Genomic DNA, 23764 nt, shown 5'->3' with positions numbered 1-23764 from the left:
GCGAACCCGTGCCGGTCAGCATCCCGGTGAGCAGAACCTCTGCCCGCCCCCCGCCTCCCCCGCCGACCGGGTCGCGCCGATCGGCGATCCGCGTACGGAACCGCGAGGCCCGGGCCTCGTCGCGTACACGGCGGTGCGCGAGCCGCGTACGACCGCCATCGTCCGCCGGGCGGTCCGGATCGCCCGTCTCAATGTGATGTGCGGCCCTCCCGGCCCGGCCCCGAGCGATGCCGCGGTCGCCGCGGCGTCGAAGGCCGGACCCGCCCTCTTCCTGCGGGGTTTCGAGGGAATCGCCGACTGGCGGCCGCCGCGGGCGCCGTATGCTTCCGAGGAGACACGGGTGAGCACGCCCTGGACATGTCGGTTCCCCGGAGGAGACCCCTGTGAAGGTCGGCTGCATCGGACTCGGAGACATCGCGCAGAAGGCCTATCTGCCGGTGCTCGCCACCCGGCCGGGGCTCGAACTGCATCTGCACACGCGGACGCCCGCCACCCTCACCCGGGTCGCCGACAGCCTCCATCTGCCGGCCGGGCAGCGTCACACCGACCTCTCCGAGCTGCTCGCGCAGGACCTCGACGCGGCGTTCGTGCACGCGCCCACCCATGCGCACCCCGAGATCGTGACCCGCCTCCTCGAAGCGGGCGTGGCCACCTATGTCGACAAGCCGATCGCGTACGAACTCGCCGACTCCGAACGCCTGGTGAAGCTCGCGGAGGAGCGGAACACCAGCCTGGTCGTCGGCTTCAACCGGCGCTACGCACCCGGGTACGCGCAGTGCGCCGACCACCCGCGCGAGCTGATCCTGATGCAGAAGAACCGCATCGGCCTGCCGGAACAGCCTCGCACGATGATCCTCGACGACTTCATCCATGTCGTGGACACCCTGCGGTTCCTGGCGCCGGGGCCGGTCGACGACGTGACCGTGCGGGCCCGGGTCGAGAACGGACTGCTGCACCACGTCGTGCTCCAGCTCGCCGGTGACGGGTTCACGGCGCTTGGCGTGATGAACCGGCTGAGCGGCTCGAACGAGGAGATCCTCGAAGTCTCCGGGCAGGACACCAAGCGTCAGGTCGTCAACCTCGCCGAGGTCATCGACCACAAGGGCCAGCCGACGATACGCCGGCGCGGCGACTGGGTGCCGGTGGCCCGGCAGCGCGGGATCGAGCAGGTCGTGCTCGCGTTCCTCGACGCGGTGCGCGCGGGCAAGGTGCTCAGCGCCCGGGACGCGCTGGCGACTCATGAGCTGTGCGAGCGGGTGGTACGTGCGGTGACGGACCGGCCCGCCTGACCCGCAACGACCGGGCACCCTCCGTGCCGCCCAGGGCGGCCAGGATCAGCAGCGCCGCGTACACCGGCCACTCGCCGAAGCGCGCGTACGGGGTGACACCGTGTGCCAGCGGTACGTCGTACACCTCGGAGGTGCTGGCATCGGTGCCGAGCCAGGAGCCGACACGCTCCCCGCTCGGGCCGTAGACCGCGGAGACGCCGGTGAGCGTCGCGTGCACCATCGGCCGGCCCGTCTCGGCGGCCCGCAGCGCCGCCAGCGACGCGTGCTGCTCGGGCGCCCAGCTCTGCTGGAACGACGAGGTAGACGACTGGGCGAGTAGCAAATCAGCGCCGTCCCGGGCGAGATGGCGGCTCATGTCGGGAAACGCCGACTCGAAGCAGACCATCGGGCCGATCCGCAGTCCGTCCCCGACGTTCATCACCACCTGCTCGGTGCCGCGTATCCGGTCCTCGCCCGCTGCCTTGCCCACGGACGTGGCCCAGCCGAGGAGGGAGCGCGCCGGAACATACTCGCCGAAGGGCACGAGCCGCATCTTGTCGTAGCGGTCGCCGGTCGGGCCCTCGGGACCCACGAGCACCGAACTCTTGTATATGCCGGGCCGGTCGGAGCGGCGCGCGTCCACGTTGACCAGGATGTCCGCGTCCACCTCGCGGGAGAGCGCGGCGAGCCGGTCCGCGAGGTCGGGCCGGTCGGCGAGGTCGAAGCCGACGCTGCTCTCGCCCCACACCACGAGGTCCACGTCCTGCCCGGCCAGTTGCCGGGTGAGCGTCTCCTCGCGCGCGAACCGCTTCTCCGCGCCGCCGACGCCGTCGATCACGCCGGGCTGCACGACGGCGATCCGGACCCGGCCGTCGACGTCCGGCCGTGGCGACCACACCCAGGCCGCCGAGGTGGCCGCGGCCGTCGCGACCAGCCCGGCGACCGCGGGCACACGGGACTGCCGTACGGCGACGAGGACGGCGACCGCGACGTTCACGGCGACGAGCAGGAAGCTCAGCAGCCACACCCCGCCCACCGAGGCCAGCCGCAGCGCGGGCTCCACGTCCCACTGACTCGAACCGAGCAGCCCCCAGGGACCGCCCAACCCCTCCCAGGAGCGCACGAGTTCGACCATCAGCCAGGCGGAGGGCAGCACGAACAGGGCGGCGACGACCTGGCCCGCCGAGGGAACACCGGCCAGGAACCTGCGAGTCAGCCAGCCCCACGGTGCCCAGAGCGCGCCGAGCAGCGCCGCTATCACGAGGGTGAAGACATGCAGGCTCGGCAGCAGCCAGTGATGCACGGCCAGCATGAACCCGAGCCCGCCGAGCCAGCCGTCGTACGCCGCCCGCCGGGCCGTCGGAGCCGAGCGGACGAGCAGGATCCATGGCACCAGCGCTACGTAGGCGAACCACCACAGGGACGGCGCCGGGAAGCTCAGCATCGGCAGCGCACCGGCGAGCGCGGCCGCGACGCCGCGCCACCAGGGGGAGTCGAGGCGTCGGCGCCAGTCAGCGGCGGACAGCTTCATGCAGCGCCTCCCTCGACCCCCGAAGCACAGTGCGTGACTCCAGTGTGCGCGCACGGGGACGATCTACGTAAGGGGGCAATCCGCTCAGGTGGGCAGGCGCGAACAGGCCGACCGTGGGCTCAGTGGGCGGCGGGCTCCTGCCGCGTCTGCGTGACCCGGCGCCACTTCTCCTGGACGACCACCTCGCGCAGCCGCCAGCCGTTGTACGTTCGCACCAGCCCGAAGTCGTACCGGCCGCCGCACACGAAGTCGGGCTCGGTCGATCCGCCGTCCTGTCCCGCGAACCGCATCGGGTTGACGTAGTCCGCCTGGATCCGGGCCGTGTCGCCCGTGTCCTGCTCCAGTGCCCCGAACCGCACGCGCCGGTTGACGATCAGATGCTGCCGCATCGGGAACAGCTCCATGGTCTGCGCGAGCCACCCGGCGATCTGTCCCGCGTCCCCCTCGATACCGCCCGCCGACCGGTAGTCCGCCCGCCCGTCCGGCGCGAACAGTCCGCGGTACGCCTCCCAGTCCCCGTCGTCGACCGCCACCGCGTACTCGGTGACCAGTCCGTCGACCGCGAGCCGGTCCATTACCGTAGCCAGTTCCACGCGCTGCGTCATCGGCTCAGTGTTGGCCACGGGGAGGTCCGAGCCAAGGGGCGTGCAGTGATATTCACCGGTCGTGCGCCGTATGGACGTACGAACCCGGTCAGGAACCATGGACCAGTGATCACGGATCACGGATCACGGATCACGGATCACGGATCACGGATCACGAAGGAGCGCGCATGTCTCGTCCCGTCACGGTCGTCACGGGTGGCAGCCGGGGGATCGGTGCCGCGACCTGCCTGCGGCTGGCGGCGGACGGCCACGACCTGGTGGTCGGGTACGCACGCGACGACGAGGCCGCCGAGCGGACCGCGGCCGCCGTGCGCGAGGCCGGGGCGCGGTGCGTGACGGTACGCGCGGACACGTCCGACGAGGCGGATGTCGAGCGGCTCTTCGACACGGCGGCAGAGCGGCTCGGGGCGGCGACGGGCCTGGTGAACAACGCGGGCGTGACCGGCCGGCTCGGACGACTCGCCGACACGGACACCGCCGAACTGCGCCGCGTCGTGGAGGTCAACCTCCTGGGCACGCTGCTGTGTTCGCGCCGGGCCGCGCGCGACATGGCGCCCCGGGGCGCCGGCGCCATCGTGAACGTGTCGTCGGCGGCGGCCACGCTCGGCAGTCCCGGGGAGTACGTCCACTACGCGGCCACCAAAGCGGCCATCGACGCGCTGACGGTGGGCCTCTCGAAGGAACTCGGCCCCGACGGCATCCGCGTCAACGCCGTCGCCCCGGGTCTCATCGACACGGAGATGCACGCGGCGATGGGGGATCCGGACCGCCCGACCCGTCTGGCGCCGTCGATTCCGCTCGGGCGGCCGGGGGATCCCGAGGAGGTCGCGGCGGCCGTGGCGTGGCTGCTGTCACCGGATTCGTCGTACGCGACGGGAGCGGTGCTGCGGGTGGCAGGGGGCCGGTGAGGTCCAGGGCTCCGGCGGGGTGGTTGGCGCGGCAGGTGCCGCGGGGCGCCGGGCGGGCCCGCACGCTCAGGAAGCCTCACGCCACCGGTATCAGGCCGCCTCGATGACCTCATGACGTATCGCCGCGGCCCACTGCACGACCAGCAGTTCGTACTCGGCCCTCTCCTGGGCCGACAGGGAACCGCCGGCGCGTATCCATAACGCGCGGATCTGCTCATTCAGCACGGCAGCAGACCGCGCGGAACCAGGGCTCACGGAATTGGGGGACATGCGCACAAGCGTAGGGCCAAGGACTGACAGTGCGCTACCAAACGGCTACCCATGCAGTATGTGGTTGGTCACGCCAAAAACGTTTGAGGGTTGATGGGTTGGGCAAGGGGGTGGCCGTCGTTCCGTATCACCGCTGTTCGGCCCAGGTGTGGGACCAGTCGAGCAGGGGTCCCATCGCCGTCACGAGGTCCTCGCCGAGGGGTGTGAGGCGCCAGGTCGTCTCGTCCGTGGGCGCCGCGATGCCCGCCTCGCGGAGGTCGGTGAGGCGGGCGGAGAGGACGCTGGACGACATGGCGTCACAACGGCGCTGGAGGTCGCGGAAGCCGATCGGCGTACCGCTCTGGTGGAGTTCCCAGATCACGCGGAGCGTCCAGCGGCGGCCCAGGAGGTCCAGCGCGGCCATGACGGGACGGCCGGTGGCCGAACCGCGCACGGGCCGGCCGGGACGGGGTGCGGTGCCCAAGACGCCTTCCCTCCTCCTCGGTTGCCTGACAACTGCCGATGCCTTCCTTTGCGTTCCCACCCTTGCGCTTCGATTTCAGAAGCGCAAGAGTCGGAAGGCATGAAGCAACGCATCGACGGCATCACGCCGCCCTACGACCCCGAAGCCGAAGCCGAGTTGCGCCGCTGGATGCCGCCCGGCGTCACCCAGGAACCCCTGATGCTCTTCAAGGTCCTGCAACGCCACCCCGACCTCGCTTCCCGGATGCGGACCCTCGGCGCGGGCCTGCTCGTCCACGGCCGCCTGTCCGACGCCGACCGCGAGTTGGTCATCGCCAGGGTGGCGGCCCGCTGCGGCTGCGCCTACGAGTGGGGCGTCCACATGGCCGCGTACGCCGAGGCCTCGGGTCTGGGGCAGGAGCGGATTCCCCTGACTGTGACCGCCACCCCGGCCGATCCGGCCTGGACGCCCCGCCAGGGGGCCCTGCTCCGGGCCGTGGACGAACTCCACGACACGGCCCGCCTGTCGGACGATGTCTGGACCGCTCTCCGGGCCCATCTCGACGAACTCGAAGCGCTGGAGTTCCTGGTCCTGGCGGGGTGGTACCGCGCCATCGCGTACGTGGCCAACGGGCTGGAGATCGAACAGGAGCCGTGGGCGCGGGCGTTCCCGGAGGGGTGAGCGGGACCGGGGTCGCGAATCCCGCGGACAGCCGTAGAGCCCCGCGGACAGCCGCGGCACCCCGCGGATAATCGAGTGCCCCCAACAGCCCGTCCCGCTACGGTGGTTCACGTCCAGGTGCGAAGGCAGCGGCTACTTCTCCTCTCAAGAGAGAGACACGGGTTCGAATCCCGTCGCCGGCGCGAGCCGGTGTCGTCCAGCGGCCGAGGACACTTACGTCGCCGCCGCCGAGTCCGACCTCTGGACACCGAGCGCGGGCCGCCCGCCACGGGGGAATCAGGCGGGCGGCTCGGTCATGTCAGGGGGCGCTGCGAGTGCGGCCGCCGTCAGCCCGCCGACTCGGCCGCGTGCGGGCTCAGCGCGCCCACGCTGACCAGCACGATGATCAGGATGCCGAGCAGGATGCGGTAGTAGACGAACGGCATGAAGCTTTTGGTCGTGATGAACTTCATGAACCAGGCGATTACGGCGTAACCCACCAGAAAAGCGATGATCGTCGCGAAGACCGTGGGGCCCCACGAGACATGGCCGCCCTCGCTCGCGTCCTTCAGTTCGAAGGCGCCGGAGGCAAGGACCGCCGGGATGGCGAGCAGGAACGAGTAGCGGGCCGCGGCCTCGCGCGTGTAGCCCATGAGGAGGCCGCCGCTGATGGTGGCGCCGGAGCGGGAGACGCCGGGGACGAGGGCCATCGCCTGGCAGACGCCGTAGATCAGGCCGTCCTTCACGCTCAGCTCCTGGAGCGACTTGCGCTCCTTCGCCGCCCGGTGCTTCCCGCCCGTCTCGTCACGTGCCGCGAGGCGGTCGGCGACGCCGAGGATGATGCCCATCACGATCAACGTCGTCGCGGTGATGCGCAGATCGCGGAACGGCCCCTCGATCTGGTCCTTGAGGGTGACGCCGAGCACGCCGATCGGAATCGAGCCGATGATCACGAGCCAGCCCATCTGCGCGTCGTGATCACTCCGCATCGCCTTGTTCGTGAGCGAGCGGAACCACGCCGAGATGATCCGGGCGATGTCCTTGCGGAAATAGATCAGTACCGCCGTCTCCGTACCGATCTGGGTGATCGCGGTGAAGGCCGCTCCCGGGTCCTCCCAGCCCGCGAACGCCGCGGTCAGCCGCAGGTGCGCGCTGGAGGAGACGGGAAGGAACTCGGTCAGCCCCTGGACGAGTCCGAGGATGAGGGATTCAAACCAAGACATGAAGTTACGTGATCCAAGTGCTGATGGCGGGAGCGGAGCGAATGGCCGGACGGACGTGCCGTGTTGTCGTCTGCGGTGATCAGGCGCGCCCGGGGCAGCGTAGCGCCCCTCGGGGAGCGTGTGACGACAGGGCCTCCCCGTCACGGACCCCGCCACCGTGACCAGGGTGTTGACCCGCCGCGATGCGGCCGCTTACGTTTCCGCGAGGAGTGAAAGCGCTTGCTGCCATCGATGGCCGTCACGTGGTCACCGAGGGGGCAGGCGTCCGCCAGAACCGCTGTCACGTCCGATGGAGTGCTGATCACGTCCATGCGTACCTCACGCGACGCCACCACCAGCAAGACGACCGAGCACGAGGACATCGAGCACGCGAGCAACCAGTACGAGAGCACCGAGCGCGAGAGCACCGAGCGCGAGAGCCGGCCGCCCGTCCCGCTCGACGGCCGCCGGATCAAGGCCGCCGTCGTCGGCACCGGAAGCATCGCCTCCGGCAGCCATCTGCCCGCACTCGCCGCGCTCGCCGCCGAGGGCGAGGTGGAGATCGTCGCCGCGGTCGACATCGACACCGACGCGGTCAAGCGCTTCTGCGCGGACGGCGGTGTTCCGCACGGCTACACCGATCTCGACCGGATGCTGGCGGAACAGCGCCCGGACCTCGTCTCCATCTGCACCCCGCCGACCCTGCACCGCGACCAGACCGTCGCCGCCCTGCGCGCCGGCGCCTGGGTGTGGTGCGAGAAGCCGCCCGTGCCGACCCTCGCCGACTTCGACGCCGTGGAGGCGGAGGAGGGGACCGAGGGCGGCCCGTACGCCTCCATCGTCTTCCAGCACCGGTTCGGCTCGGGCGCCCGGCACGTACGGCGTCTGATCGCCGACGGTGCCATGGGGCGGCCCCTCGTGGCGCACTGCCAGACCACCTGGTACCGCAACGCCGCCTACTACGCCGTGCCCTGGCGCGGAAAGTGGGAGACCGAGGGCGGCGGGCCCGCCATGGGACACGGCATCCACCAGATGGACCTGCTGCTCGACCTGCTCGGGCCGTGGAGCGAGGTGCGGGCCATGGCCGGGCGGCTGGTGCACGACGTACAGACGGAGGACGTCTCGACCGCGCTCGTCCGATTCGAGAGCGGCGCGCTCGCGACCGTGGTCAACAGCGTGCTCAGTCCGGACGAGGTCAGCCGGATCCGCATCGACTGCGAGCACGCGACGGTCGAACTCACCCACCTCTACGGGCACAGCAACGAGAACTGGCGCATCACCCCGGCCCCGGACGCGCCCGTCGAGGACGTGGCGGCCTGGCAGGACTTCGGCGCCGACGTGCCGAGTTCGCACCTGGCCCAGCTGCGTGACCTGGTCGCGAGCATGCGCGCGGGCGAGCGGCCGCGCAGCAGCGGCGCCGACGGGCGCACCAGCCTGGAGCTGATCACCGCGCTCTACAAGTCGGCGTTCACGGACGTCACCGTCCGCGCCGGTGAGATCGGACCTGGCGACCCCTACTACACCGCCCTGCACGGCGGCGCGCCCGGCTGGGCACCCACGACGCACGAGGAGGCATCGGCATGACCGCACAGGACGGCCTGCGCATCGTCCACGCCCATGGCGACCGCATCACGATCACCGAACCCACCACCGGTGTCGACCTGTTGAGCTACGTGTACGGCCCCGAGGCTGCCTGGGAGGCCCCGAAGCCGTATCTGCACCCGCTCAGGACGCTCGCGGGCAACGTTGTCACGGACTACCGGCCCAACGACCACCGCTGGCACAAGGGTCTGCAGATGACCGCCTCGCATCTGTCGGGGGCGAACCTGTGGGGCGGTAACACATACGTTCACGGAGAGGGATATCTCGAACTCCCCGAGCGGGTCGGGTCGATGACACACGTCAAGTTCGACGAGGTGCGCGCCGACAGCGACCGCGTGGTCATCGCCGAGCGGCTCACCTGGCATCCGTACGACGGCTCTCTGTGGGCGGAGGAGGAGCGCCGCGTCGAGGTGCACGACGTGGACCCGGTGTCCGGCTCCTGGGCGCTGACCTTCTCGACCTCCGTCACCAACCGCCGTGACGAACCCCTGCGGTTCGGCAGTCCCACGACGGCCGGGCGGGAGATGGCCGGGTACACGGGCCTGTTCTGGCGCGGCCCCCGCGGCTTCCGGGACGGGCGGATCATCGGGCCCGACGGCGAGGGGCCGGACCTGATGGGGCAGCAGGCGCCCTGGCTCGCGTACTCCGCGGAGCACGACGTCACCGACGGGTACGCGACGCTCGTCTTCGCGCACGCCCCCGAGAACGACCACACGGGTGAGGGTGGTGCCCATCCGGCCCACTGGTTCGTCCGCAACGAGCCGTTCGCGGCCGTCGCCCCCTCCTTCGCCTTCTTCGACGAGCTGGAACTCGCACCCGGCGAGACCCTCACCCGTCGCTACCGTGTCGTCGTCGCCGACGGTGCCTGGGAGCGCGAGGAGATCGCCAAGTACCTGGCGGTGCACCCGTGGTGAGCGCGGGCCCCGACTCGACCGGATTCGCCGGGCTCCCCGGAGGCGTCGCCGTCTCGCACCTGTCGGTCTACGACTGGCCCGCCGACGACGGGGTGTGCGGCGGAACTCCCCATCTGCACCTGACCTGTTCGGAGGCGTACGTCGTCACCGGCGGGCGGGGCGCGGTGCAGACCCTGACGACGTCCGGGTACGAGGTCACGCCGCTGGCGCCCGGCACGGTCGCCTGGTTCACGCCCGGCACGATCCACCGGCTGGTCAACGAGGACGATCTGCGCATCACCGTCCTCATGCAGAACAGCGGGCTCCCGGAGGCCGGGGACGCGGTCCTCACCCTGCCGCCGAAGTACCTGACCGACCCGGAGACGTACGCCGCCGCGACCGTCATCCCGGCGGACGCGCCCGAGGAGGAGAAGGAGCGGTTCGCCCGCGCCCGGCGGGACCTCGCCCTGGAGGGCTACCGGGCGCTGCGCGAGGCGGACGGGCCCGAGCCGCTCGCCGCGTTCCAGCGGGCCGCCGCCCAGCTCGTACGTCCCCGGCTCGCCGAGTGGCGTGAGCGGTGGCGGCGGGGTGCCGAGGCGGCGGCCGAGGCGACCGGGGAACAGCTCGACCGGCTGGAGCGGGGGGACGTGTCCCACCTCGCCGACGCTGTCGTGCGGGCCGAACAGCCGTCCGCTTATGGGAAGTTCGGGATGTGCGGGCGGCTTGACGTGTACCGGGGCGCATAGCACCGGCGCCGAGCCGGGGCAGGCTTCCGCTCGGCCGGGGACGGGGCTTCCGGTTCCGCCGGGGCGTGCTTCCTGCTCCGCCGGTGGCGTGCTTCCGGTTTCGGCTGGGAACGTGAGCGGCGGTGTCCGGACTACGCCGCCGCGGGGCCTGTCGCCGTCCAGCCCGGGGCCTGCGGGTGGGCCGTCAGGTCGTCGTGCCGGACCGCCTCGCCGCACTCGGCGCAGGTGACGACCGGGACCAGTTCGTGGCCGCCCGTGTGTCCGGGGCCGCCGACGTGTTCGAGCACCATGGGGCGATCGCCGTCGTTGAGATGGCGGTCGCCCCACGCCATGAGCGTGAGGAGCACGGGCTCCAGCTCCAGACCGGCCCGCGTCGGCCGGTACTCGAAGCGCGGCGGCTTCTCGCTGTACGCGACCTTCTCCAGCACACCGGCGTCCACCAGCCTCTTCAGGCGGCTCGTCAGCACGTCGCGCGGGGCGCCGATGTTGCGGACCAACTGGTCGAACCGCGTGGCGCCCAGGGTCACCTCGCGCAGGACGAGCAGGGAGTACTTCTCGCCGACGAGCGCGAGGGTGTCGGCGATCGAGCAGGGGCGGGCGTCCTTCATGCGATCCAGTCTATGGGGTGGGTTGGTTCTTCCAACCCACTGGGTTACCGTGGAGTCACTAGTGGGTTTGGAAAGCAAACCCTTGACTTCGAGGGGCCGGACCATGCGTGACGCAGTCATCGTCGAAGCCGTACGCACTCCGATCGGCAAGGGCAGGCCGAACGGCTCGCTCGCCCACGTCCATCCCGTGGAACTCCTCGCCCACACCCTCCGCACGCTCGTCGAACGCTCCGGAGTCGATCCCGCGCTCATCGACGACGTCATCGGCGGGACGGTCGACCAGGTCGGCGAGCAGGCCATGAACACCACCCGGTACGCGGTCCTCTCGGCGGGCTTCCCCGAGTCGGTGCCCGCGACGACGGTGGACCGTCAGTGCGGTTCCTCCCAGCAGGCGGTGCACTTCGCGGCGCAGGGCGTCATCTCCGGGGCGTACGACCTGGTCGTGGCCTGTGGCGTGGAGTCCATGAGCCGCGTGCCGATGTGGTCGAACGTGCCGGAGGGCAAGGACCCCTTCGGGCCCGGAGTCGCCGAGCGATACCCCGAAGGGCTGATTCCGCAGGGAATCAGTGCCGAGCTGATCGCGGCCAAATGGTCGATCTCGCGCGAGGAGATGGACGCCTTCGCGGTGGAGTCGCACCGGAGGGCCGCGACGGCGTGGGAGGACGGCCTCTTCGCCGACGAGGTCGCGCCGCTCGACGGCGTGACGCGTGACGAGTGCGTCCGGCCCGGCAGCAGCACGGAGGTCCTGGCCGGTCTGAAGCCCGCCTATTACGACCCGGCCTTCGGCGAGCGCTTCCCGCAGATCGACTGGAACGTCACGGCGGGCAACGCCAGCCCCGTCAACGACGGCGCGTCCGCCGTGCTCATCACGTCCAGCGAGACGGCGGCCCGGCTCGGCCTGCGGCCCCTTGCCCGGCTGCACAGCTTCGCCGTCACCGGGTCCGACCCGCTGCTCATGCTCACCGGTGTCGTCCCCGCCACGGAGAAGGTGCTACGCAGGGCCTCGCTCACCCTCGACGACATCGACCTCTTCGAGGTCAACGAAGCCTTCTCCAGCGTCGTCCTCGCCTGGCGGCAGGAGACGGGCGCCGACCTCTCCAAGGTCAACGTCCACGGCGGCGCGATAGCCATCGGCCACCCCCTCGGCGCGAGCGGCACACGACTCACGACCACGCTGGTCCACGCGATGCGGGCACGCGGCGCCCGCTACGCCCTCCAGACGATGTGCGAGGCGGGCGGCCTGGCCAACGCGATGGTGCTGGAGGGGCTGTAGGTACGTGCGGGTGAAGCACGCGGGCCTTTCGGGACCGCGGGACCGCCGGTTCGGGAGCGGCGCCGGCCGGCGGTTCGGGATCGACGACGGGCGACAGGCGACGGCTGTGCGGACACCGGCGCGCTTTGCCCGCACAGCGAGGGCGCGGTCGGCCTGACAGCGGTGTGCGTGGGCGTCTCGCGTGTCGGCCCCGGCCGGCCGAGCGGTCGGCGGCCCGGCCCACCGGCGGCCTCGCGGCCGAAGGTCCCCCGGGGGGAGACCCCGAGGAGCCCCGGCTCAGCGGTCCCGGAAGTGGTGGCGTTTGCGCCAGGCGATGATCGCTCCCGCGAGGGCGGGGAGGGCGATGAAGGCCATGGCGATCAGGAAGGCGGGTGACGTCGGGGTCGAGGCGCGGGCGCCGGCGACGACGTACGCGGCGGTGTTGGGGATCGAGCCGAGGCCCGTCGCGAGGAGGAAGGGGAACCAGCCCATGCGGGAGACGGACGCGCAGTAGTTCGCGGCCCAGAACGGCACTCCGGGGAAGAGCCGCGCCGCCATCATCGAGCGGAATCCGTGGCGGCTCAGCTGGCCGTCCGCCGCCTTCAGCCAGCGGCCGCGGAGCAGGGGCCGCAGCGCGTCCTGCCCGAGTATCCGGCCGAGCCCGAAGGCGATCCCGGCCCCGAGCACCGTACCCGCGAGCGAGGCTCCGAGTCCGAGCTGCGAGCCGAACAGGGCGCCCGCCGCCAGATTGAGGAGCGGCCGGGGTACGAACGCGACCGTGCACAGCCCGTACGCCACCGCGAAGACCACGGACGCCGCCGCGCCGTTCAGTTGGGGCGGCCAGCCGTCGGCCAGCAGCTTCTGGGGCTCGAACAGCAGCACCGTCGCGGCCGCCGACACCAGCAGTGCCACCAGCAGGGAGAGCCGGGACCACGGAGAGAGCAGTGCTCTCGTGCAGCGGGCGGCCAGACCTCTCGGCGCGGTGGCGAACTCGGTGGTGAACCCGGTGGGGACGAGTTCGGTTGCGGGGACCGGGGGAGTGGCCGTGGCGGTGCCCCCAGAGCGGGTGGTGGCATCGAGCATCCGGTGACACTAACTGACCAATGTGTGTGATCGCCGTATGGTTCGTCTCATGGGCGTCACAGCTTCCGGAACGTCAGATGGCCACTTGGAGCTGCCGCACAGCGCCCTCGCGGACACCGTGCTGGAGCGGCTCACCGCCACCTACGCCGCGGCGGCCGATCCGCGGCGGGCCGGCGAGATGCGCGCGTACATGAAGGACATCGCCCCTTTCCTGGGCCTGACCACGCCCGATCGCCGCGTGCTGTCCCGCACCGTCCTCGACGGAACACACCGTCCGAACGAGGCCGACTGCACGGCCGTGGCGCTGCGCTGCTGGCGGCTGCCGGAGCGCGAGTACCAGTACTTCGCCGTCGACTATCTGCGCCGGCATGTGAGGCGTCTCTCGTCCGGCTTCCTGCCCGTGGCACGTCATCTCGTCTCTGCGGTGCCTTGGTGGGACACCGTCGACGCACTCGCCGCCCATGTGGTCGGAGGCCTCGTGGCGGCCGACCCGAAGCTGGGGACCGACATGGACAGCTGGATCGAGGACGACGACCTGTGGGTCGCCCGGACCGCCCTCCTCCACCAACTCCGCTACAAGGACACCACCGACACCGAACGCCTCTTCGCGTACTGCGTCCGCCAGTCCGGGCACCCAGACTTCTTCATCCGTAAGGCGATCGGCTGGTGTCTGCGCGAGTACGCCAAGACGGATCCGCAGGCGGTACGGGACTTCGTCGCCGACGAACGGGACCGGCTCTCACCGCTGTCCGTGCGCGAGGCGCTCAAGAACGTCGGCCCCTGACGCACCAGACCGTCGGCCCGTGACGCATCCGGTCATCGGCCCTGACGCACCTGGTCGTCGGCACTTCGCACACCAGAGCTTCAGCACCTCACACACCAGCGGAAACACCCGACTCGCCGCGTCCCACGGCCGCGAAAAACCATTCGACGCGGCCATGTGCGTCGGCGATGATCTCCTCATGTTCCGGTACGCCTTCCACCTCGCGGCATCCGCAGTCGCGGATGCGCCGAAGGCTGCCGTCCTGATCACCTTGGCCGCCGCAGACGGCGCCCGAAGCTGACCCTTCCCGGATCGTCCGGCGGACCCCGCAGGGGGAGGGTCGGCAAGTCCTTGGGGTCCCCGTCCCGGCCGCTCTGACGCCGGGGCCATCACTCAGCTCCGCTGACACCGAAGAGGCTTCGAGGTACTGCCATGCCCAAGACGGCTTACGTGCGCACCAAACCGCATCTGAACATCGGCACCATGGGTCATGTCGACCACGGCAAGACCACCCTGACCGCCGCCATCACCAAGGTCCTCGCCGAGCGCGGCTCCGGCACGTTCGTTCCCTTCGACCGGATCGACCGCGCGCCGGAGGAGGCCGCGCGCGGCATCACCATCAACATCTCGCACGTCGAGTACGAGACCGACACCCGGCACTACGCGCACGTGGACATGCCGGGCCACGCCGACTACGTCAAGAACATGGTCACCGGGGCCGCGCAGCTCGACGGGGCGATCCTCGTCGTCTCCGCGCTCGACGGGATCATGCCGCAGACCGCCGAACACGTGCTGCTGGCCCGGCAGGTGGGCGTCGACCACATCGTCGTCGCCCTCAACAAGGCCGACGCGGGCGACGAGGAGTTGACCGACCTCGTCGAGCTGGAGGTCCGCGAGCTGCTCACCGCGCACGGCTACGGGGGCGACTCCGTACCGGTCGTACGGGTCTCCGGGCTCAGGGCGCTGGAGGGCGACCCCCGGTGGACCGAGGCGATCGGGGCGCTGCTCGACGCCGTGGACACGTATGTGCCCATGCCCGAACGGTACTTGGACGCCCCGTTCCTGTTGCCGGTGGAGAACGTGCTCACCATCACCGGCCGGGGCACGGTCGTCACCGGAGCCGTCGAGCGCGGCACCGTCCGCGTGGGCGACCGTGTCGAAGTGCTCGGCGCCGCCGTGGACACGGTCGTCACCGGCCTGGAGACCTTCGGCAAGCCCATGGACGAGGCGCAGGCCGGCGACAACGTGGCGTTGCTGCTGCGCGGCGTACCCCGTGACGCGGTGCGCCGCGGACACATCGTCGCGGCGCCCGACAGCGTCGTACCGAGTCGTCGCTTCTCCGCGCGGGTGTACGTCCTGTCGGCGCGCGAGGGCGGTCGTACGACGCCGGTGTCCACCGGCTACCGGCCGCAGTTCTACATCCGCACCGCGGACGTCGTCGGCGATGTCGACCTCGGCGAGCGGGCGGTCGCGCGGCCCGGCGACACCGTGACCATGACGGTCGAGCTGGGGCGCGACGTGCCGCTGGAGCCGGGGCTCGGCTTCGCGATCCGCGAGGGCGGCCGCACGGTCGGCGCCGGAACGGTGACCGCGGTCGTCGGCTGACTCCGGCGCGGCCGGCCTGGGTGCCCGCCTCCCGTTCCGTACGGGAGGCGGGCACCCACGTGTCGGCAGGTACTCACGTGTCGGGAGGTGCTCACGCGTCGGTGAACGCGGGTGGGCCCGTGTGCCCGGCCCGGCCGTGCCCGTACGGGCACAATGGACCCGTGGACGAGCCGATACCCGTGACGCGAGCCGTGGATCACGGGACCGCCAAGCTGATGCCGGACGTCGACCGGAAGCGGGCGTGGCTCCTGACGGTCGACGGGGCACCGCAGTCGTACGTGGATCTCGACGCGCCGACGCACCTGGAGTTCGAGTACGCACAGCGGCTCGGGCACGTCCTGGACACCCTCGCGGAACCGGGGCGGGCGCTGGACGTGCTGCACCTCGGCGGCGGCGCGCTCACTCTTCCCCGGTATCTCGCGGCGACCCGGCCGGGGTCCCGGCAGGACGTGGTCGAGGCCGACAACGGGCTGCTCGATCTCGTCGTGGAGCATCTGCCCGTCCCCGACGACGCGGGCATCACGGTGCACGGCGCGGACGCCCGGGCCTGGCTCGAATCCGCGCCCGCCGACTCCGCGGACGTCCTGATCGCCGACGTCTTCGGCGGTTCGCGGGTCCCCGCGCATCTGACCTCGGTGGCGTACGCCCGCGAGACCGAGCGGGTCCTGCGCGCCGGCGGCGTCTACCTGGCCAACCTCGCCGACGCCGCGCCCTTCGCTTTTCTGCGCGCCCAACTGGCCACGTTCTCCACGGTCTTCGACGAGCTGGCGCTCATCGCCGAGCCGGGCGTGCTGCGCGGCCGCCGCTTCGGCAACGCGGTGCTCGTCGCCTCCCACCGCCCGCTCGACACCCCGGCCCTCACCCGCCGCACGGCGGCCGACGCCTTTCCGGCCCGCGTCGAGTACGGAGACACACTGCGGATCTTCGTGGGCGACGCACGGCCCGTACGGGACGAGGACGCGGTGCCGTCCCCCGAGCCGCCGGACGGGGCGTTCAGCATCGGCTGAGGACTGATCCGGACTGATCCGGACTGATCCGTTACGCACGGCGGGTCGGCTACGACCAGGACCGCGCAACCCCACAACGCGTGGCCGTGCCGCCGAGCGCGGTCAGCGGCATCATCTGCCGGAGCTACGGTGCACCGGCGATGACGAGTGCCGTGAAGGCCGCCTGGGAGAGGCAGTTGAGCGTGTTGGCCGCGCGGTCAGCAGGGTGTAGTTGCGACCCGCCCAGGAAGGGCGGCGCAGGCGGGCGGGGGAGTCGCTGGCAGGGCTCACCCGGCGACTGCCTCCGCCGCCGGGCCGCCTTGCCAAACGACTTATCGGCCTCTTCCTGCCGCCTGTTCAGCCTGTTCAGCCTGTTCGGCCCGCTCGCCCGTTCAGCCTGTTCCGCCCGCGTCGGCTCGGCTGTCCCGCGTCGGACGTCACGTGTCCGTGGGCGCGGCCTCGGTGAGGCGTACGGTGCTCAGGATCTTCTGGACGGTCGCCTCGGGGATCTCGCCGCTCACGCCCTTGGCGCCGTACAGGTTCCAGGTGACGAAGTCGCCCGCGCCGTTCTTGAACGCGAAGGTGATCGCCTTGCCCTCGCTGTCGCACTTGCCCTTCTGGGGCGTGTTCTGCGAGTGCGCCGTGGCGATGCTGCCCGCGAGGCCCGACGCCGTTGTGTACGCCTTCGCCTTGTCCCACTTCACGCTCTTCTTGTCCGGCTGCGTGTAGCCGCCGAAGATCCACCACGGGACACGGGTCTCGGCCGCCTCGGCCGAGTCCTTGGCGCCGTTCTCGCCGCGCGTTCCGGCGGTGGCCAGCGCGGTGTCCTCCTCGCGGCCGTCCTTGTCGCTGTCCGTGGTGCACCACTTGGACTTGAGGTAGGCGGGGGCGGTGACCGTGGTGCGGTCGGTCTTGCCCTTCTCCTCCCACTCGAAGCCCACGCTGGTGTCGGTGCTCTCGATCTCCCAGTCGGCGGGGACGTCGAACATCGTGCCGAAGCGGGGGTTGATCACGACCTTCCAGCCCGCGATGGTCGCCTTCTCGCCGTCGGTACCGCGCGGGTTGTCCTCGCCGGTGGATGGGGAGGCGCTCGGGTCCTTCGACGCGCTCGCCGACGGTGACTGCTTCGTCTTGCCGTCCTTGCCGCCGTCGGCCTCGTCGTCCTTGTCGCCGCCCAGGACCAGGACACCCGTCACACCGGCCGCGATGACGACGGCCGTGGCCGCCACGATCGCGACGAGCTTCGTCCTGTTCCCGTCACCGCCGCCCTGCGGCGGCTCCGGCGGCTGCGGCACACCGGGCGCGCTCCAACCGGGCTGCCCCGGCTGCGTGTACGGATTCGGCGTCTGAGGTCCGGTCTGCTGGAATCCGGGTTGCTGATACGGATTCGGCTGCTGGTACCCCGGCTGCTGATACGGGTTCTGGTTCGGGTCCTGCGGGTTCTGCTCGCCCCCGGGCGGCTGGTTTCCTGGCCACATGGGCAGTAACCCTAGTGCCGCCCCGGACACGGTTGGGTCACCGCCCTTCGTCAGGGACGTACCGGATCGGGGCCCAGATGGGGCCTTATGGCGACGTACCGTACCGACTGACCCCCGCCGGAATTCTCGAACGCGAACATCCGCGCCCCGCGGGCCAGTTCCTCGGTGCTCCCGGCGATCACTTTTCGCCACTGGTCATGGTTGGCTACTCGTGGGTAACATGCCGGCCATGAGCGCAGAGCAGATGTCGATCGGCGAGATGCTCGCCGCCACGGTTCCGATGGTGCGGACCCTGAAGCTGGAGTATCTCGAGACCACTCCGGAGAAGGCGGTCCTCGCGCTGCCCGACCAGAGCGAGTACCACAACCACGTGGGCGGGCCGCACGCCGGGGCGATGTTCACGCTGGGGGAGTCGGCGAGCGGCGCGGTCGTGCTCGCCGCGTTCGGGGACCAGTTCGCACGGGCCGTGCCGCTGCCCGTGACCGCCGAGATCGCGTTCAAGAAGCTGGCCAGGGGACCTGTCACGGCCACCGCCACGCTGGGGCGCTCCATCGAGGACGTCGTCGCCGAACTCGACGCCGGGGAGCGGCCGGAGTTCCCCGTGACCGTCGCCATCCAGCGCGAGGACGGTGCCGTGACCGGTGAGATGACGGTCATCTGGACGCTACGGCCCAACGGCTGAGGAGCAGCCCGTCGCCGTTGACCGGAGTTGACTGGAGTTGACTGTTGAGGGGGCGGGCGCGCGGGACCGCCGGGAGGGTGGACCCGTCGTGCGGGGCCACCCTCCGGGAGATTTTCCGGTCCGGTCAGCTGTAGAAGGCCGGACGCTCGACCAGGTCGACCTCGATCCGGCCGCCCTCGCTCTGGGCACGGACGCCCGCCTCGCAGACCGCGGCCGTGGCGTAGCCGTCCCAGGCGCTGGGCCCGGTGACCTCGCCGCGGCGGGTGGCGTCGACCCAGGCCTGCACCTGGCGGTCGTACGCGTCCTCGAAGCGCTCCACGAAGTCCTGGGCGATGGTGCCGCCCCAGCGGCCCGCCTGGTTGGTGACCAGGGCGTGGCCGTCACCGATGCGGGCCGTGCCGCGTTCGCAGACCACCTCGGCCTGCACCTGGTACCCGAAGCCGCAGTTGACGTTGATCTCGACGTCGACGATCGCGCCGCCGGCGGTCTCGAACACGACGAACTGCGGATCCTGCAAGCCCTCCGGGGCATTGCCGGACGGCGTCGGCTTCAGCACGGTGACCGCGGTGATCTCCTGGTCGAGCAGCCAGCGCGTGATGTCCATCTCGTGCACGACGGAGTCGTTGATGAGCATCTCGCTGGTGAAGCCGGGCGGCGTCGCCACATTGCGGTGCCGGTTGTGCAGCATCAGCGGCCGGCCCAACTGCCCGGTGTTCAGCAGCGCCTTGAGCTTCGCGTACTCGGTGTCGTACCGGCGCATGAAGCCCACCTGCACCAGGCGGTGCCCGACCTTCTGCTCGGCCTCCAGAACCCGCAGTGCCGAGGCCGAGCCGGGGGTGAGCGGCTTCTCGCACAGGACGGGCAGGTCGTGCTCGAAGGCGGTGAGCAGCGCCGCCTCGTGGGCGGGGCCGGGCGAGGCGATCAGTACGGCGTCGACGCCGTCCGCGGCCATCGCGGCGGCCGCGTCGGTGTGGGCCGTACAGCCCTCGATGCCGTCCGCGATCCGCTTGACCCGTTCCGCGTCGACGTCCACGACCGCGGCGACGCGTGCCCCGTTGGTCACTTCGTGGAGACGACGCACATGGTCCGCCCCCATCTTTCCGGTGCCGATGACGGCCACGCCGAGCGTTCCGCTCTGAGCCATGGTCGGTTGATCCCTTCTCAGGCGCCGCAGGAGCGCAGGAACTGGCGGGTGCGCACCGCGATGGGCAGGGGCTTGTCCGGCGGGCAGGGGTACATGTCCTGCTCGACGATGGCGAACAGGTCGACGCCGAGGCGCTGTGCCGCGTCCAGCACCGGCCCCAGGGCGGGCACGCCGGCCGGGGGCTCGCACATCACACCGCGCTGGACGGCGGGGCCGAACGGGACCTCGTTCTCGACCACGTCGGCGAGGATCTCCGGATCGACCTGCTTGAGGTGCAGATAGCCGATGCGTTCGCCGTACGTCTCGATCAGCTTGACGCTGTCGCCGCCGCAGTAGGCGTAGTGCCCGGTGTCCAGGCAGAGGCTGACGAGCCCGGAGTCCGTCGAGTCGAGGAAGCGCTCGACGTGCTCCTCGGTGTCGATGTGCGTGTCCGCGTGCGGGTGCACGACGATGTCGAGGCCGAAGCGTTCCCTCACCTCGTGGCCGAGGCGCTCCATGCCCTTGGCGAGGTACGACCATTGACGGACCGTCAGGTCCGGCGGCTCGATCAGCGCGGCGGTCTTGTCGTCCCGCCAGAAGGACGGGATGACCACCAGGTGCTTCGCGCCCATCGCCCGGGTCAGCTCGGCCACCTGGCTGACGTGCTCCCAGGTGGCGTCCCAGACGTCGGGGCCACGGTGCAGCGCGGTGAAGACCGTGCCCGCCGACACCTTGAGGTCGCGCTTGACGACCTCGTGGGTGAGCTTGGCCGGGTCGGTGGGCAGATAGCCGTACGGGCCGAGCTCGATCCAGGAGTAGCCGGCCTCGGAGACCTCGTCCAGGAAGCGTTCCCAGGGCACCTGTTGGGGGTCGTCGGGGAACCAGACGCCCCAGGAGTCCGGGGCGGACCCGACGCGGATGCGATCGAGCGCGTCGGCCATCAGGACGCCTTCTCTTCCGAGGAGGCGGTGACGGGGGCCTTGAGGTCTTCCTCCTCGGGGAGTTCTTCGACGTCGACGCCGCGGACTTGGGAGAGTTCGTGTTTGAGTGCGGCGAGTTCGGCGCCGCCGGCCATGTGGTTGGTGAGTTCTTCGAGGCTGACGTCGGCGCGGGCGGCGGAGAGTTCCATGGTGCCCAGACGCAGGACGCTGAAGTGGTCGCCGACCATGTAGGCGTGGTGCGGGTTGTGGGTGATGAAGATGACGCCCAGGCCGCGGTCGCGGGCCGCGGCGATGTACTTGAGGACCACGCCGGACTGCTTGACGCCCAGGGCCGCGGTGGGCTCGTCCAGGATGAGGACGCGGGCGCCGAAGTAGACGGCGCGGGCGATGGCCACCGACTGGCGCTGGCCGCCGGACAGGGTGCCGATGGGCTGGTCGAGGTCGTCCAGGACGATGCCCATGTGGCGCAGTTCGGTGTCGGCGGTCTGCTTCATCTTCGCGATGTCCAGGCGGCGGATGGGCCAGGGGCCCTTGGTCATCTCGGAGCCGAGGAAGAAGTTCCGCCACACCGGCATCAGGGGGACGGTGGCCAGGTCCTGGTAGACGGTGGCGATGCCCTTGTCGAGGGCCTCGCGCGGGGTGTTGAGCTGGACGGCCTGGCCGTCGATGAGGAACTCGCCCTCGGTGTGCTGGTGCAGACCGGAGATGATTTTGATCAGCGTCGACTTGCCGGCCCCGTTGTCGCCCAGCACGCAGGTGACCTGGCTGGGATAGACGGCCAGATCGACGCTGTGCAGGGCGCGGACGTTGCCGTAGGACTTGCCGGCGGCCTTCAGCTGCACGATGGACTCGGCGGTGTCGGGCTTGTCCTTGACCGCCGCGCCGTTGGGGGAGGTGTTGTTGGTGGTCATGGCTTTACCTCCGGGTGGCCTGGCGGCGGACCCACAGATTGACGAGGGCGGCGAGCAGGAGCATGACGCCGAGGAAGGCCTTGAACCAGTCGGGGTTCCAGTTGGCGTAGACGATGCCCTGGGAGACCATGCCGAAGATGAAGGCACCGATGACCGGGCCGATCGCCGAGCCGTACCCGCCGGTCAGCAGACAGCCGCCGATCACCGCAGCGATGATGTACAGGAACTCGTTGCCCACACCCTCGCCGGACTGGACGGTGTTGAACGAGAACAGGATGTGCATCCCGACGAACCAGGCACCCGCCCCCACCCCCATGAACAGGGCGATCTTCGTGAAGGTGACCGGCACACCCACCGCACGCGCGGATTCCTTGTTACCGCCCGTCGCGAAGATCCAGTTGCCGAACTTGGTACGCAGCAGCAGCCAGGTCGCCGCCGCGGCGAAGACCAGCCAGTAGAACACCGTGATCTTCACATCGACACCGCCGATGCTGAACTCGGAGGCGAAGACCTTCTGAGCCTGGTCGAAACCATCCATGTCACTGATCGAGTCAGTCGCGACGTTGCCAGTGAAGATTTTCGTGATGGCGAGGTTGGCGCCCTGGAGGATCAGGAACGACCCCAGGGTGATCAGGAAGGACGGCAGGCCGGTGCGTACGAGCAGGTAGCCGTTGAACGCGCCGATCGCCAGGGACACCAGCAGCGCCACCAGGACACCGGTCCACACGTTCATGGAGAGCTGGAAGCTCCACATGCTCGCCGTCAGCGCCGACGTCGTCACCGCCACACCGGCGGAGAGGTCGAACTCGCCGCCGATCATCAACAGGGCCACCGGCAGGGCCATGATGCCCATCACCGAGGACTCGTACAGCACGTTCGACAGCGAACTGGCCTCACGGAAGGGGGAGGCGACCGCGAAGAAGAAGACATACACCGCGATCGCCGCGATGAGCGCGCCGATCTCGGGGCGGGCCGCCAGCCGGCGGGCCAGGGAGCGTTCCGCGGTCCGGCCGTCCTTGGGAGCGGCCGGCGGAGCCGGCGACGAGGAACTCGTCGCCGGTGCCGTTGCCTGGGACATGGAGATCACCTGGTGCCCTTCGCGGCGAACTTCGCGATGGTCTCCACGTTCGACTTGTCCACGAACGCCGGACCGGTCAGCACCGGCTCCTGGCTGCCACCGCTGAAGTTGCCGTTGGTCTTGTACAGCCACAGCGAGTCGACGGACAGGTAGCCCTGGAGGTAGGGCTGCTGGTCCACGGCGAACTGGATGTCGCCGTCCTCGATGGCTCCGATGAGGTCCTTGTTGAGGTCGAAGGTGGCCAGCTTGGCCTTGCTGCCCGCGTCGTCCAGCGACTGCACGGCGGTCATGGCGAACGGGGCACCCAGGGTGACCACGTAGTCGATCGAGGAGTCCTGCTTGAGCTTGGCGGTGATCGTCGACTTCACCGACGGCATGTTCGTGCCGTTCACGTAGAGGACGTCCGTCTTGCCCTTGAAGCCCTCCTTGACGCCCTTGCAGCGGGCCTCCAGCGCGACATGCCCCTGCTCCATGATCACGCAGATGCTGTGCTTGGCCCCCTCGGCGTTGAGCTTCTCACCGAAGGCCTTGCCGGCCACGTACTCGTCCTGGCCGAAGTACTCCAGCAGGCCCTGCTCCTTCCAGTCGTCCACACCGCCGTTGAAGCCGACGACCGGGATGCCGGCCTTCTTGGCCTTGGCGACCGTGGGCTTCATGGCATCCGGCTTGGCCAGGGTGACCGCGATACCGTCGACCTTCTGGTCGATCGCGTTCTGCACCAGGTTGGCCTGCTTGGCACCATCGGGGCTGCTGGAATAGATCAGCTCGACGTTGTCCTTCGCGGCGGCGGCCTGCGCCCCCTTGCGGATCGTGTCCCAGAAAGTGTCACCGGGAGCCGCGTGCGTGATCATCGCGACCTTCATACGGGGGGTGTCGGCCTTGCCGGCGGACGCGTTACCCGTGTCCTCCTCGGCCTTCTTGCCACCGGAGTCGCTGGAGCAACCGGTGACTATCAGGGCCGCCGCGGCGGCCGCGGCGACGAGGGCGAATCTACGGGAACGGGGGCGAGACGTGCGGTCCATCTTTCCGGCACCTCACTGTGCGACAGGGGAAAGGGAGCAGGGGCAGTGGTCCGGGCGGAGGCCCAGGCCTCGGTCCGTACGGAAGGAGACCGCAGGACCGCTTAC

Annotated in this window: 24 protein-coding genes; 11 read left to right on the top strand and 13 right to left on the bottom strand. The window is 70.5% G+C overall.

The window, feature by feature from the left end; translation table 11 throughout:
* Positions 1–383 precede the first annotated feature (383 nt).
* The gene (locus ACIBEI_RS10940) at positions 384–1289 is read left to right on the top strand and encodes a Gfo/Idh/MocA family protein (RefSeq protein WP_398887259.1); all 906 of its coding nucleotides are present in this window, start codon (positions 384–386) and stop codon (positions 1287–1289) included.
* Here the strand turns inward: ACIBEI_RS10940 and lnt are convergent.
* Both lnt and ACIBEI_RS10930 read right to left on the bottom strand, forming a co-directional pair.
* Positions 1213–2799: an apolipoprotein N-acyltransferase gene (lnt, locus tag ACIBEI_RS10935; RefSeq protein WP_398887257.1), complete on the bottom strand. Its 1587-nt coding sequence runs from the start codon at positions 2797–2799 to the stop codon at positions 1213–1215. The genes ACIBEI_RS10940 and lnt overlap by 77 nt on opposite strands.
* A gap of 119 nt (positions 2800–2918) precedes the next feature.
* On the bottom strand, positions 2919–3404 hold the full coding sequence (locus tag ACIBEI_RS10930; RefSeq protein ID WP_398887255.1) for a nuclear transport factor 2 family protein: 486 nt from the start codon (positions 3402–3404) through the stop codon (positions 2919–2921).
* Between the two features lie 167 nt (positions 3405–3571).
* Here ACIBEI_RS10930 and ACIBEI_RS10925 point away from each other — a divergent pair, with 167 nt between their 5' ends.
* Positions 3572–4312: an SDR family NAD(P)-dependent oxidoreductase gene (locus tag ACIBEI_RS10925; RefSeq protein WP_398887253.1), complete on the top strand. Its 741-nt coding sequence runs from the start codon at positions 3572–3574 to the stop codon at positions 4310–4312.
* 90 nt (positions 4313–4402) lie between these two features.
* Here ACIBEI_RS10925 and ACIBEI_RS10920 read toward each other — a convergent pair whose 3' ends face one another.
* Both ACIBEI_RS10920 and ACIBEI_RS10915 read right to left on the bottom strand, forming a co-directional pair.
* On the bottom strand, positions 4403–4582 hold the full coding sequence (locus tag ACIBEI_RS10920; RefSeq protein ID WP_055617124.1) for a hypothetical protein: 180 nt from the start codon (positions 4580–4582) through the stop codon (positions 4403–4405).
* A 127-nt stretch (positions 4583–4709) separates the two neighbouring features.
* Positions 4710–4985, bottom strand: a complete 276-nt coding sequence (locus tag ACIBEI_RS10915; protein ID WP_398887412.1) for a winged helix-turn-helix transcriptional regulator — start codon at positions 4983–4985, stop codon at positions 4710–4712.
* Between the two features lie 159 nt (positions 4986–5144).
* Between ACIBEI_RS10915 and ACIBEI_RS10910 the strand changes: the two genes are divergently transcribed.
* The gene (locus tag ACIBEI_RS10910) at positions 5145–5705 is read left to right on the top strand and encodes a carboxymuconolactone decarboxylase family protein (protein WP_398887251.1); all 561 of its coding nucleotides are present in this window, start codon (positions 5145–5147) and stop codon (positions 5703–5705) included.
* Between the two features lie 326 nt (positions 5706–6031).
* On the opposite strand, the gene ACIBEI_RS10905 is transcribed toward ACIBEI_RS10910, so the two are convergent.
* On the bottom strand, positions 6032–6907 hold the full coding sequence (locus tag ACIBEI_RS10905) for an undecaprenyl-diphosphate phosphatase (protein ID WP_398887249.1): 876 nt from the start codon (positions 6905–6907) through the stop codon (positions 6032–6034).
* Between the two features lie 309 nt (positions 6908–7216).
* On the opposite strand from ACIBEI_RS10905, the gene ACIBEI_RS10900 reads away from it, so the two are divergent.
* Genes ACIBEI_RS10900 through ACIBEI_RS10890 form a run of 3 tightly spaced genes read left to right on the top strand, consistent with a single transcriptional unit; the run spans position 7217 to position 10127 of the window.
* Positions 7217–8470, top strand: coding sequence for a Gfo/Idh/MocA family protein (locus tag ACIBEI_RS10900; protein WP_398887247.1), 1254 nt, complete (start codon positions 7217–7219; stop codon positions 8468–8470).
* Entirely contained in the window at positions 8467–9402 is a 936-nt protein-coding gene (locus tag ACIBEI_RS10895) for a PmoA family protein (protein ID WP_398887245.1), read from the top strand. Before ACIBEI_RS10900 ends, ACIBEI_RS10895 begins: the two co-directional genes overlap by 4 nt.
* Positions 9399–10127: a cupin domain-containing protein gene (locus ACIBEI_RS10890; protein ID WP_398887243.1), complete on the top strand. Its 729-nt coding sequence runs from the start codon at positions 9399–9401 to the stop codon at positions 10125–10127. The genes ACIBEI_RS10895 and ACIBEI_RS10890 overlap by 4 nt, the downstream gene beginning before the upstream one ends.
* Positions 10128–10258: 131 nt before the next feature.
* Here ACIBEI_RS10890 and ACIBEI_RS10885 read toward each other — a convergent pair whose 3' ends face one another.
* Positions 10259–10735 carry a winged helix-turn-helix transcriptional regulator gene (locus tag ACIBEI_RS10885; RefSeq protein WP_398887241.1) on the bottom strand — a complete coding sequence of 159 codons (477 nt, stop codon included), beginning with the start codon at positions 10733–10735 and terminating at the stop codon, positions 10259–10261.
* A 103-nt stretch (positions 10736–10838) separates the two neighbouring features.
* Here ACIBEI_RS10885 and ACIBEI_RS10880 point away from each other — a divergent pair, with 103 nt between their 5' ends.
* Entirely contained in the window at positions 10839–12008 is a 1170-nt protein-coding gene (locus tag ACIBEI_RS10880) for a thiolase family protein (protein ID WP_398887240.1), read from the top strand.
* A 276-nt stretch (positions 12009–12284) separates the two neighbouring features.
* Here ACIBEI_RS10880 and ACIBEI_RS10875 read toward each other — a convergent pair whose 3' ends face one another.
* A complete protein-coding gene (locus ACIBEI_RS10875; RefSeq protein ID WP_398887238.1) occupies positions 12285–13070 on the bottom strand; it encodes a TVP38/TMEM64 family protein in 786 nt (261 codons plus the stop codon).
* A 49-nt stretch (positions 13071–13119) separates the two neighbouring features.
* On the opposite strand from ACIBEI_RS10875, the gene ACIBEI_RS10870 reads away from it, so the two are divergent.
* The 3 genes from ACIBEI_RS10870 to ACIBEI_RS10860 all read left to right on the top strand — a co-directional run bounded on the left by ACIBEI_RS10870 (position 13120) and on the right by ACIBEI_RS10860 (position 16445).
* Positions 13120–13854: a DNA alkylation repair protein gene (locus ACIBEI_RS10870; protein WP_398887236.1), complete on the top strand. Its 735-nt coding sequence runs from the start codon at positions 13120–13122 to the stop codon at positions 13852–13854.
* A gap of 411 nt (positions 13855–14265) precedes the next feature.
* Positions 14266–15438, top strand: a complete 1173-nt coding sequence (tuf, locus tag ACIBEI_RS10865; protein ID WP_398887234.1) for an elongation factor Tu — start codon at positions 14266–14268, stop codon at positions 15436–15438.
* A gap of 161 nt (positions 15439–15599) precedes the next feature.
* The gene (locus ACIBEI_RS10860; RefSeq protein WP_398887232.1) at positions 15600–16445 is read left to right on the top strand and encodes a spermidine synthase; all 846 of its coding nucleotides are present in this window, start codon (positions 15600–15602) and stop codon (positions 16443–16445) included.
* Between the two features lie 416 nt (positions 16446–16861).
* Here ACIBEI_RS10860 and ACIBEI_RS10855 read toward each other — a convergent pair whose 3' ends face one another.
* Positions 16862–17902, bottom strand: coding sequence for a hypothetical protein (locus ACIBEI_RS10855; RefSeq protein WP_398887230.1), 1041 nt, complete (start codon positions 17900–17902; stop codon positions 16862–16864).
* Positions 17903–18146: 244 nt separating this feature from the next.
* Between ACIBEI_RS10855 and ACIBEI_RS10850 the strand changes: the two genes are divergently transcribed.
* The gene (locus ACIBEI_RS10850) at positions 18147–18584 is read left to right on the top strand and encodes a DUF4442 domain-containing protein (RefSeq protein ID WP_398887410.1); all 438 of its coding nucleotides are present in this window, start codon (positions 18147–18149) and stop codon (positions 18582–18584) included.
* A 124-nt stretch (positions 18585–18708) separates the two neighbouring features.
* Here ACIBEI_RS10850 and ACIBEI_RS10845 read toward each other — a convergent pair whose 3' ends face one another.
* Genes ACIBEI_RS10845 through ACIBEI_RS10825 form a run of 5 tightly spaced genes read right to left on the bottom strand, consistent with a single transcriptional unit; the run spans position 18709 to position 23659 of the window.
* The gene (locus ACIBEI_RS10845; protein ID WP_398887228.1) at positions 18709–19728 is read right to left on the bottom strand and encodes a Gfo/Idh/MocA family protein; all 1020 of its coding nucleotides are present in this window, start codon (positions 19726–19728) and stop codon (positions 18709–18711) included.
* Between the two features lie 17 nt (positions 19729–19745).
* On the bottom strand, positions 19746–20648 hold the full coding sequence (locus ACIBEI_RS10840; RefSeq protein ID WP_398887226.1) for a sugar phosphate isomerase/epimerase family protein: 903 nt from the start codon (positions 20646–20648) through the stop codon (positions 19746–19748).
* Entirely contained in the window at positions 20648–21559 is a 912-nt protein-coding gene (locus ACIBEI_RS10835; RefSeq protein ID WP_398887224.1) for an ATP-binding cassette domain-containing protein, read from the bottom strand. The genes ACIBEI_RS10840 and ACIBEI_RS10835 overlap by 1 nt, the downstream gene beginning before the upstream one ends.
* Positions 21560–21563: 4 nt before the next feature.
* Positions 21564–22637, bottom strand: a complete 1074-nt coding sequence (locus ACIBEI_RS10830) for an ABC transporter permease (protein WP_398887222.1) — start codon at positions 22635–22637, stop codon at positions 21564–21566.
* A gap of 5 nt (positions 22638–22642) precedes the next feature.
* Positions 22643–23659, bottom strand: a complete 1017-nt coding sequence (locus tag ACIBEI_RS10825) for a sugar ABC transporter substrate-binding protein (RefSeq protein WP_398887220.1) — start codon at positions 23657–23659, stop codon at positions 22643–22645.
* Positions 23660–23764: the final 105 nt, after the last annotated feature.

This window comes from Streptomyces sp. NPDC050988, assembly GCF_044456225.1.
In the GTDB taxonomy this organism is placed as follows: Bacteria; Actinomycetota; Actinomycetes; order Streptomycetales; family Streptomycetaceae; genus Streptomyces.
Note: the sequence above shows the minus strand (reverse complement) of the source record. Positions and strands in the feature narration are given on the sequence as shown.

What these genes read in the sequence shown, in the direction of transcription:
- lnt (WP_398887257.1), bottom strand. Translation starts at nt 2,799, where the DNA reads ATGAAGCTGTCCGCCGCTGACTGGCGCCGACGCCTCGACTCCCCCTGG.
- ACIBEI_RS10930 (WP_398887255.1), bottom strand. Translation starts at nt 3,404, where the DNA reads ATGACGCAGCGCGTGGAACTGGCTACGGTAATGGACCGGCTCGCGGTC.
- ACIBEI_RS10925 (WP_398887253.1), top strand. Translation starts at nt 3,572, where the DNA reads ATGTCTCGTCCCGTCACGGTCGTCACGGGTGGCAGCCGGGGGATCGGT.
- ACIBEI_RS10920 (WP_055617124.1), bottom strand. Translation starts at nt 4,582, where the DNA reads ATGTCCCCCAATTCCGTGAGCCCTGGTTCCGCGCGGTCTGCTGCCGTG.
- ACIBEI_RS10915 (WP_398887412.1), bottom strand. Translation starts at nt 4,985, where the DNA reads ATGGCCGCGCTGGACCTCCTGGGCCGCCGCTGGACGCTCCGCGTGATC.
- ACIBEI_RS10910 (WP_398887251.1), top strand. Translation starts at nt 5,145, where the DNA reads ATGAAGCAACGCATCGACGGCATCACGCCGCCCTACGACCCCGAAGCC.
- ACIBEI_RS10905 (WP_398887249.1), bottom strand. Translation starts at nt 6,907, where the DNA reads ATGTCTTGGTTTGAATCCCTCATCCTCGGACTCGTCCAGGGGCTGACC.
- ACIBEI_RS10900 (WP_398887247.1), top strand. Translation starts at nt 7,217, where the DNA reads ATGCGTACCTCACGCGACGCCACCACCAGCAAGACGACCGAGCACGAG.
- ACIBEI_RS10895 (WP_398887245.1), top strand. Translation starts at nt 8,467, where the DNA reads ATGACCGCACAGGACGGCCTGCGCATCGTCCACGCCCATGGCGACCGC.
- ACIBEI_RS10885 (WP_398887241.1), bottom strand. Translation starts at nt 10,735, where the DNA reads ATGAAGGACGCCCGCCCCTGCTCGATCGCCGACACCCTCGCGCTCGTC.
- ACIBEI_RS10880 (WP_398887240.1), top strand. Translation starts at nt 10,839, where the DNA reads ATGCGTGACGCAGTCATCGTCGAAGCCGTACGCACTCCGATCGGCAAG.
- ACIBEI_RS10875 (WP_398887238.1), bottom strand. Translation starts at nt 13,070, where the DNA reads ATGCTCGATGCCACCACCCGCTCTGGGGGCACCGCCACGGCCACTCCC.
- ACIBEI_RS10870 (WP_398887236.1), top strand. Translation starts at nt 13,120, where the DNA reads ATGGGCGTCACAGCTTCCGGAACGTCAGATGGCCACTTGGAGCTGCCG.
- tuf (WP_398887234.1), top strand. Translation starts at nt 14,266, where the DNA reads ATGCCCAAGACGGCTTACGTGCGCACCAAACCGCATCTGAACATCGGC.
- ACIBEI_RS10855 (WP_398887230.1), bottom strand. Translation starts at nt 17,902, where the DNA reads ATGTGGCCAGGAAACCAGCCGCCCGGGGGCGAGCAGAACCCGCAGGAC.
- ACIBEI_RS10850 (WP_398887410.1), top strand. Translation starts at nt 18,147, where the DNA reads ATGTCGATCGGCGAGATGCTCGCCGCCACGGTTCCGATGGTGCGGACC.
- ACIBEI_RS10845 (WP_398887228.1), bottom strand. Translation starts at nt 19,728, where the DNA reads ATGGCTCAGAGCGGAACGCTCGGCGTGGCCGTCATCGGCACCGGAAAG.
- ACIBEI_RS10840 (WP_398887226.1), bottom strand. Translation starts at nt 20,648, where the DNA reads ATGGCCGACGCGCTCGATCGCATCCGCGTCGGGTCCGCCCCGGACTCC.
- ACIBEI_RS10835 (WP_398887224.1), bottom strand. Translation starts at nt 21,559, where the DNA reads ATGACCACCAACAACACCTCCCCCAACGGCGCGGCGGTCAAGGACAAG.
- ACIBEI_RS10830 (WP_398887222.1), bottom strand. Translation starts at nt 22,637, where the DNA reads ATGTCCCAGGCAACGGCACCGGCGACGAGTTCCTCGTCGCCGGCTCCG.
- ACIBEI_RS10825 (WP_398887220.1), bottom strand. Translation starts at nt 23,659, where the DNA reads ATGGACCGCACGTCTCGCCCCCGTTCCCGTAGATTCGCCCTCGTCGCC.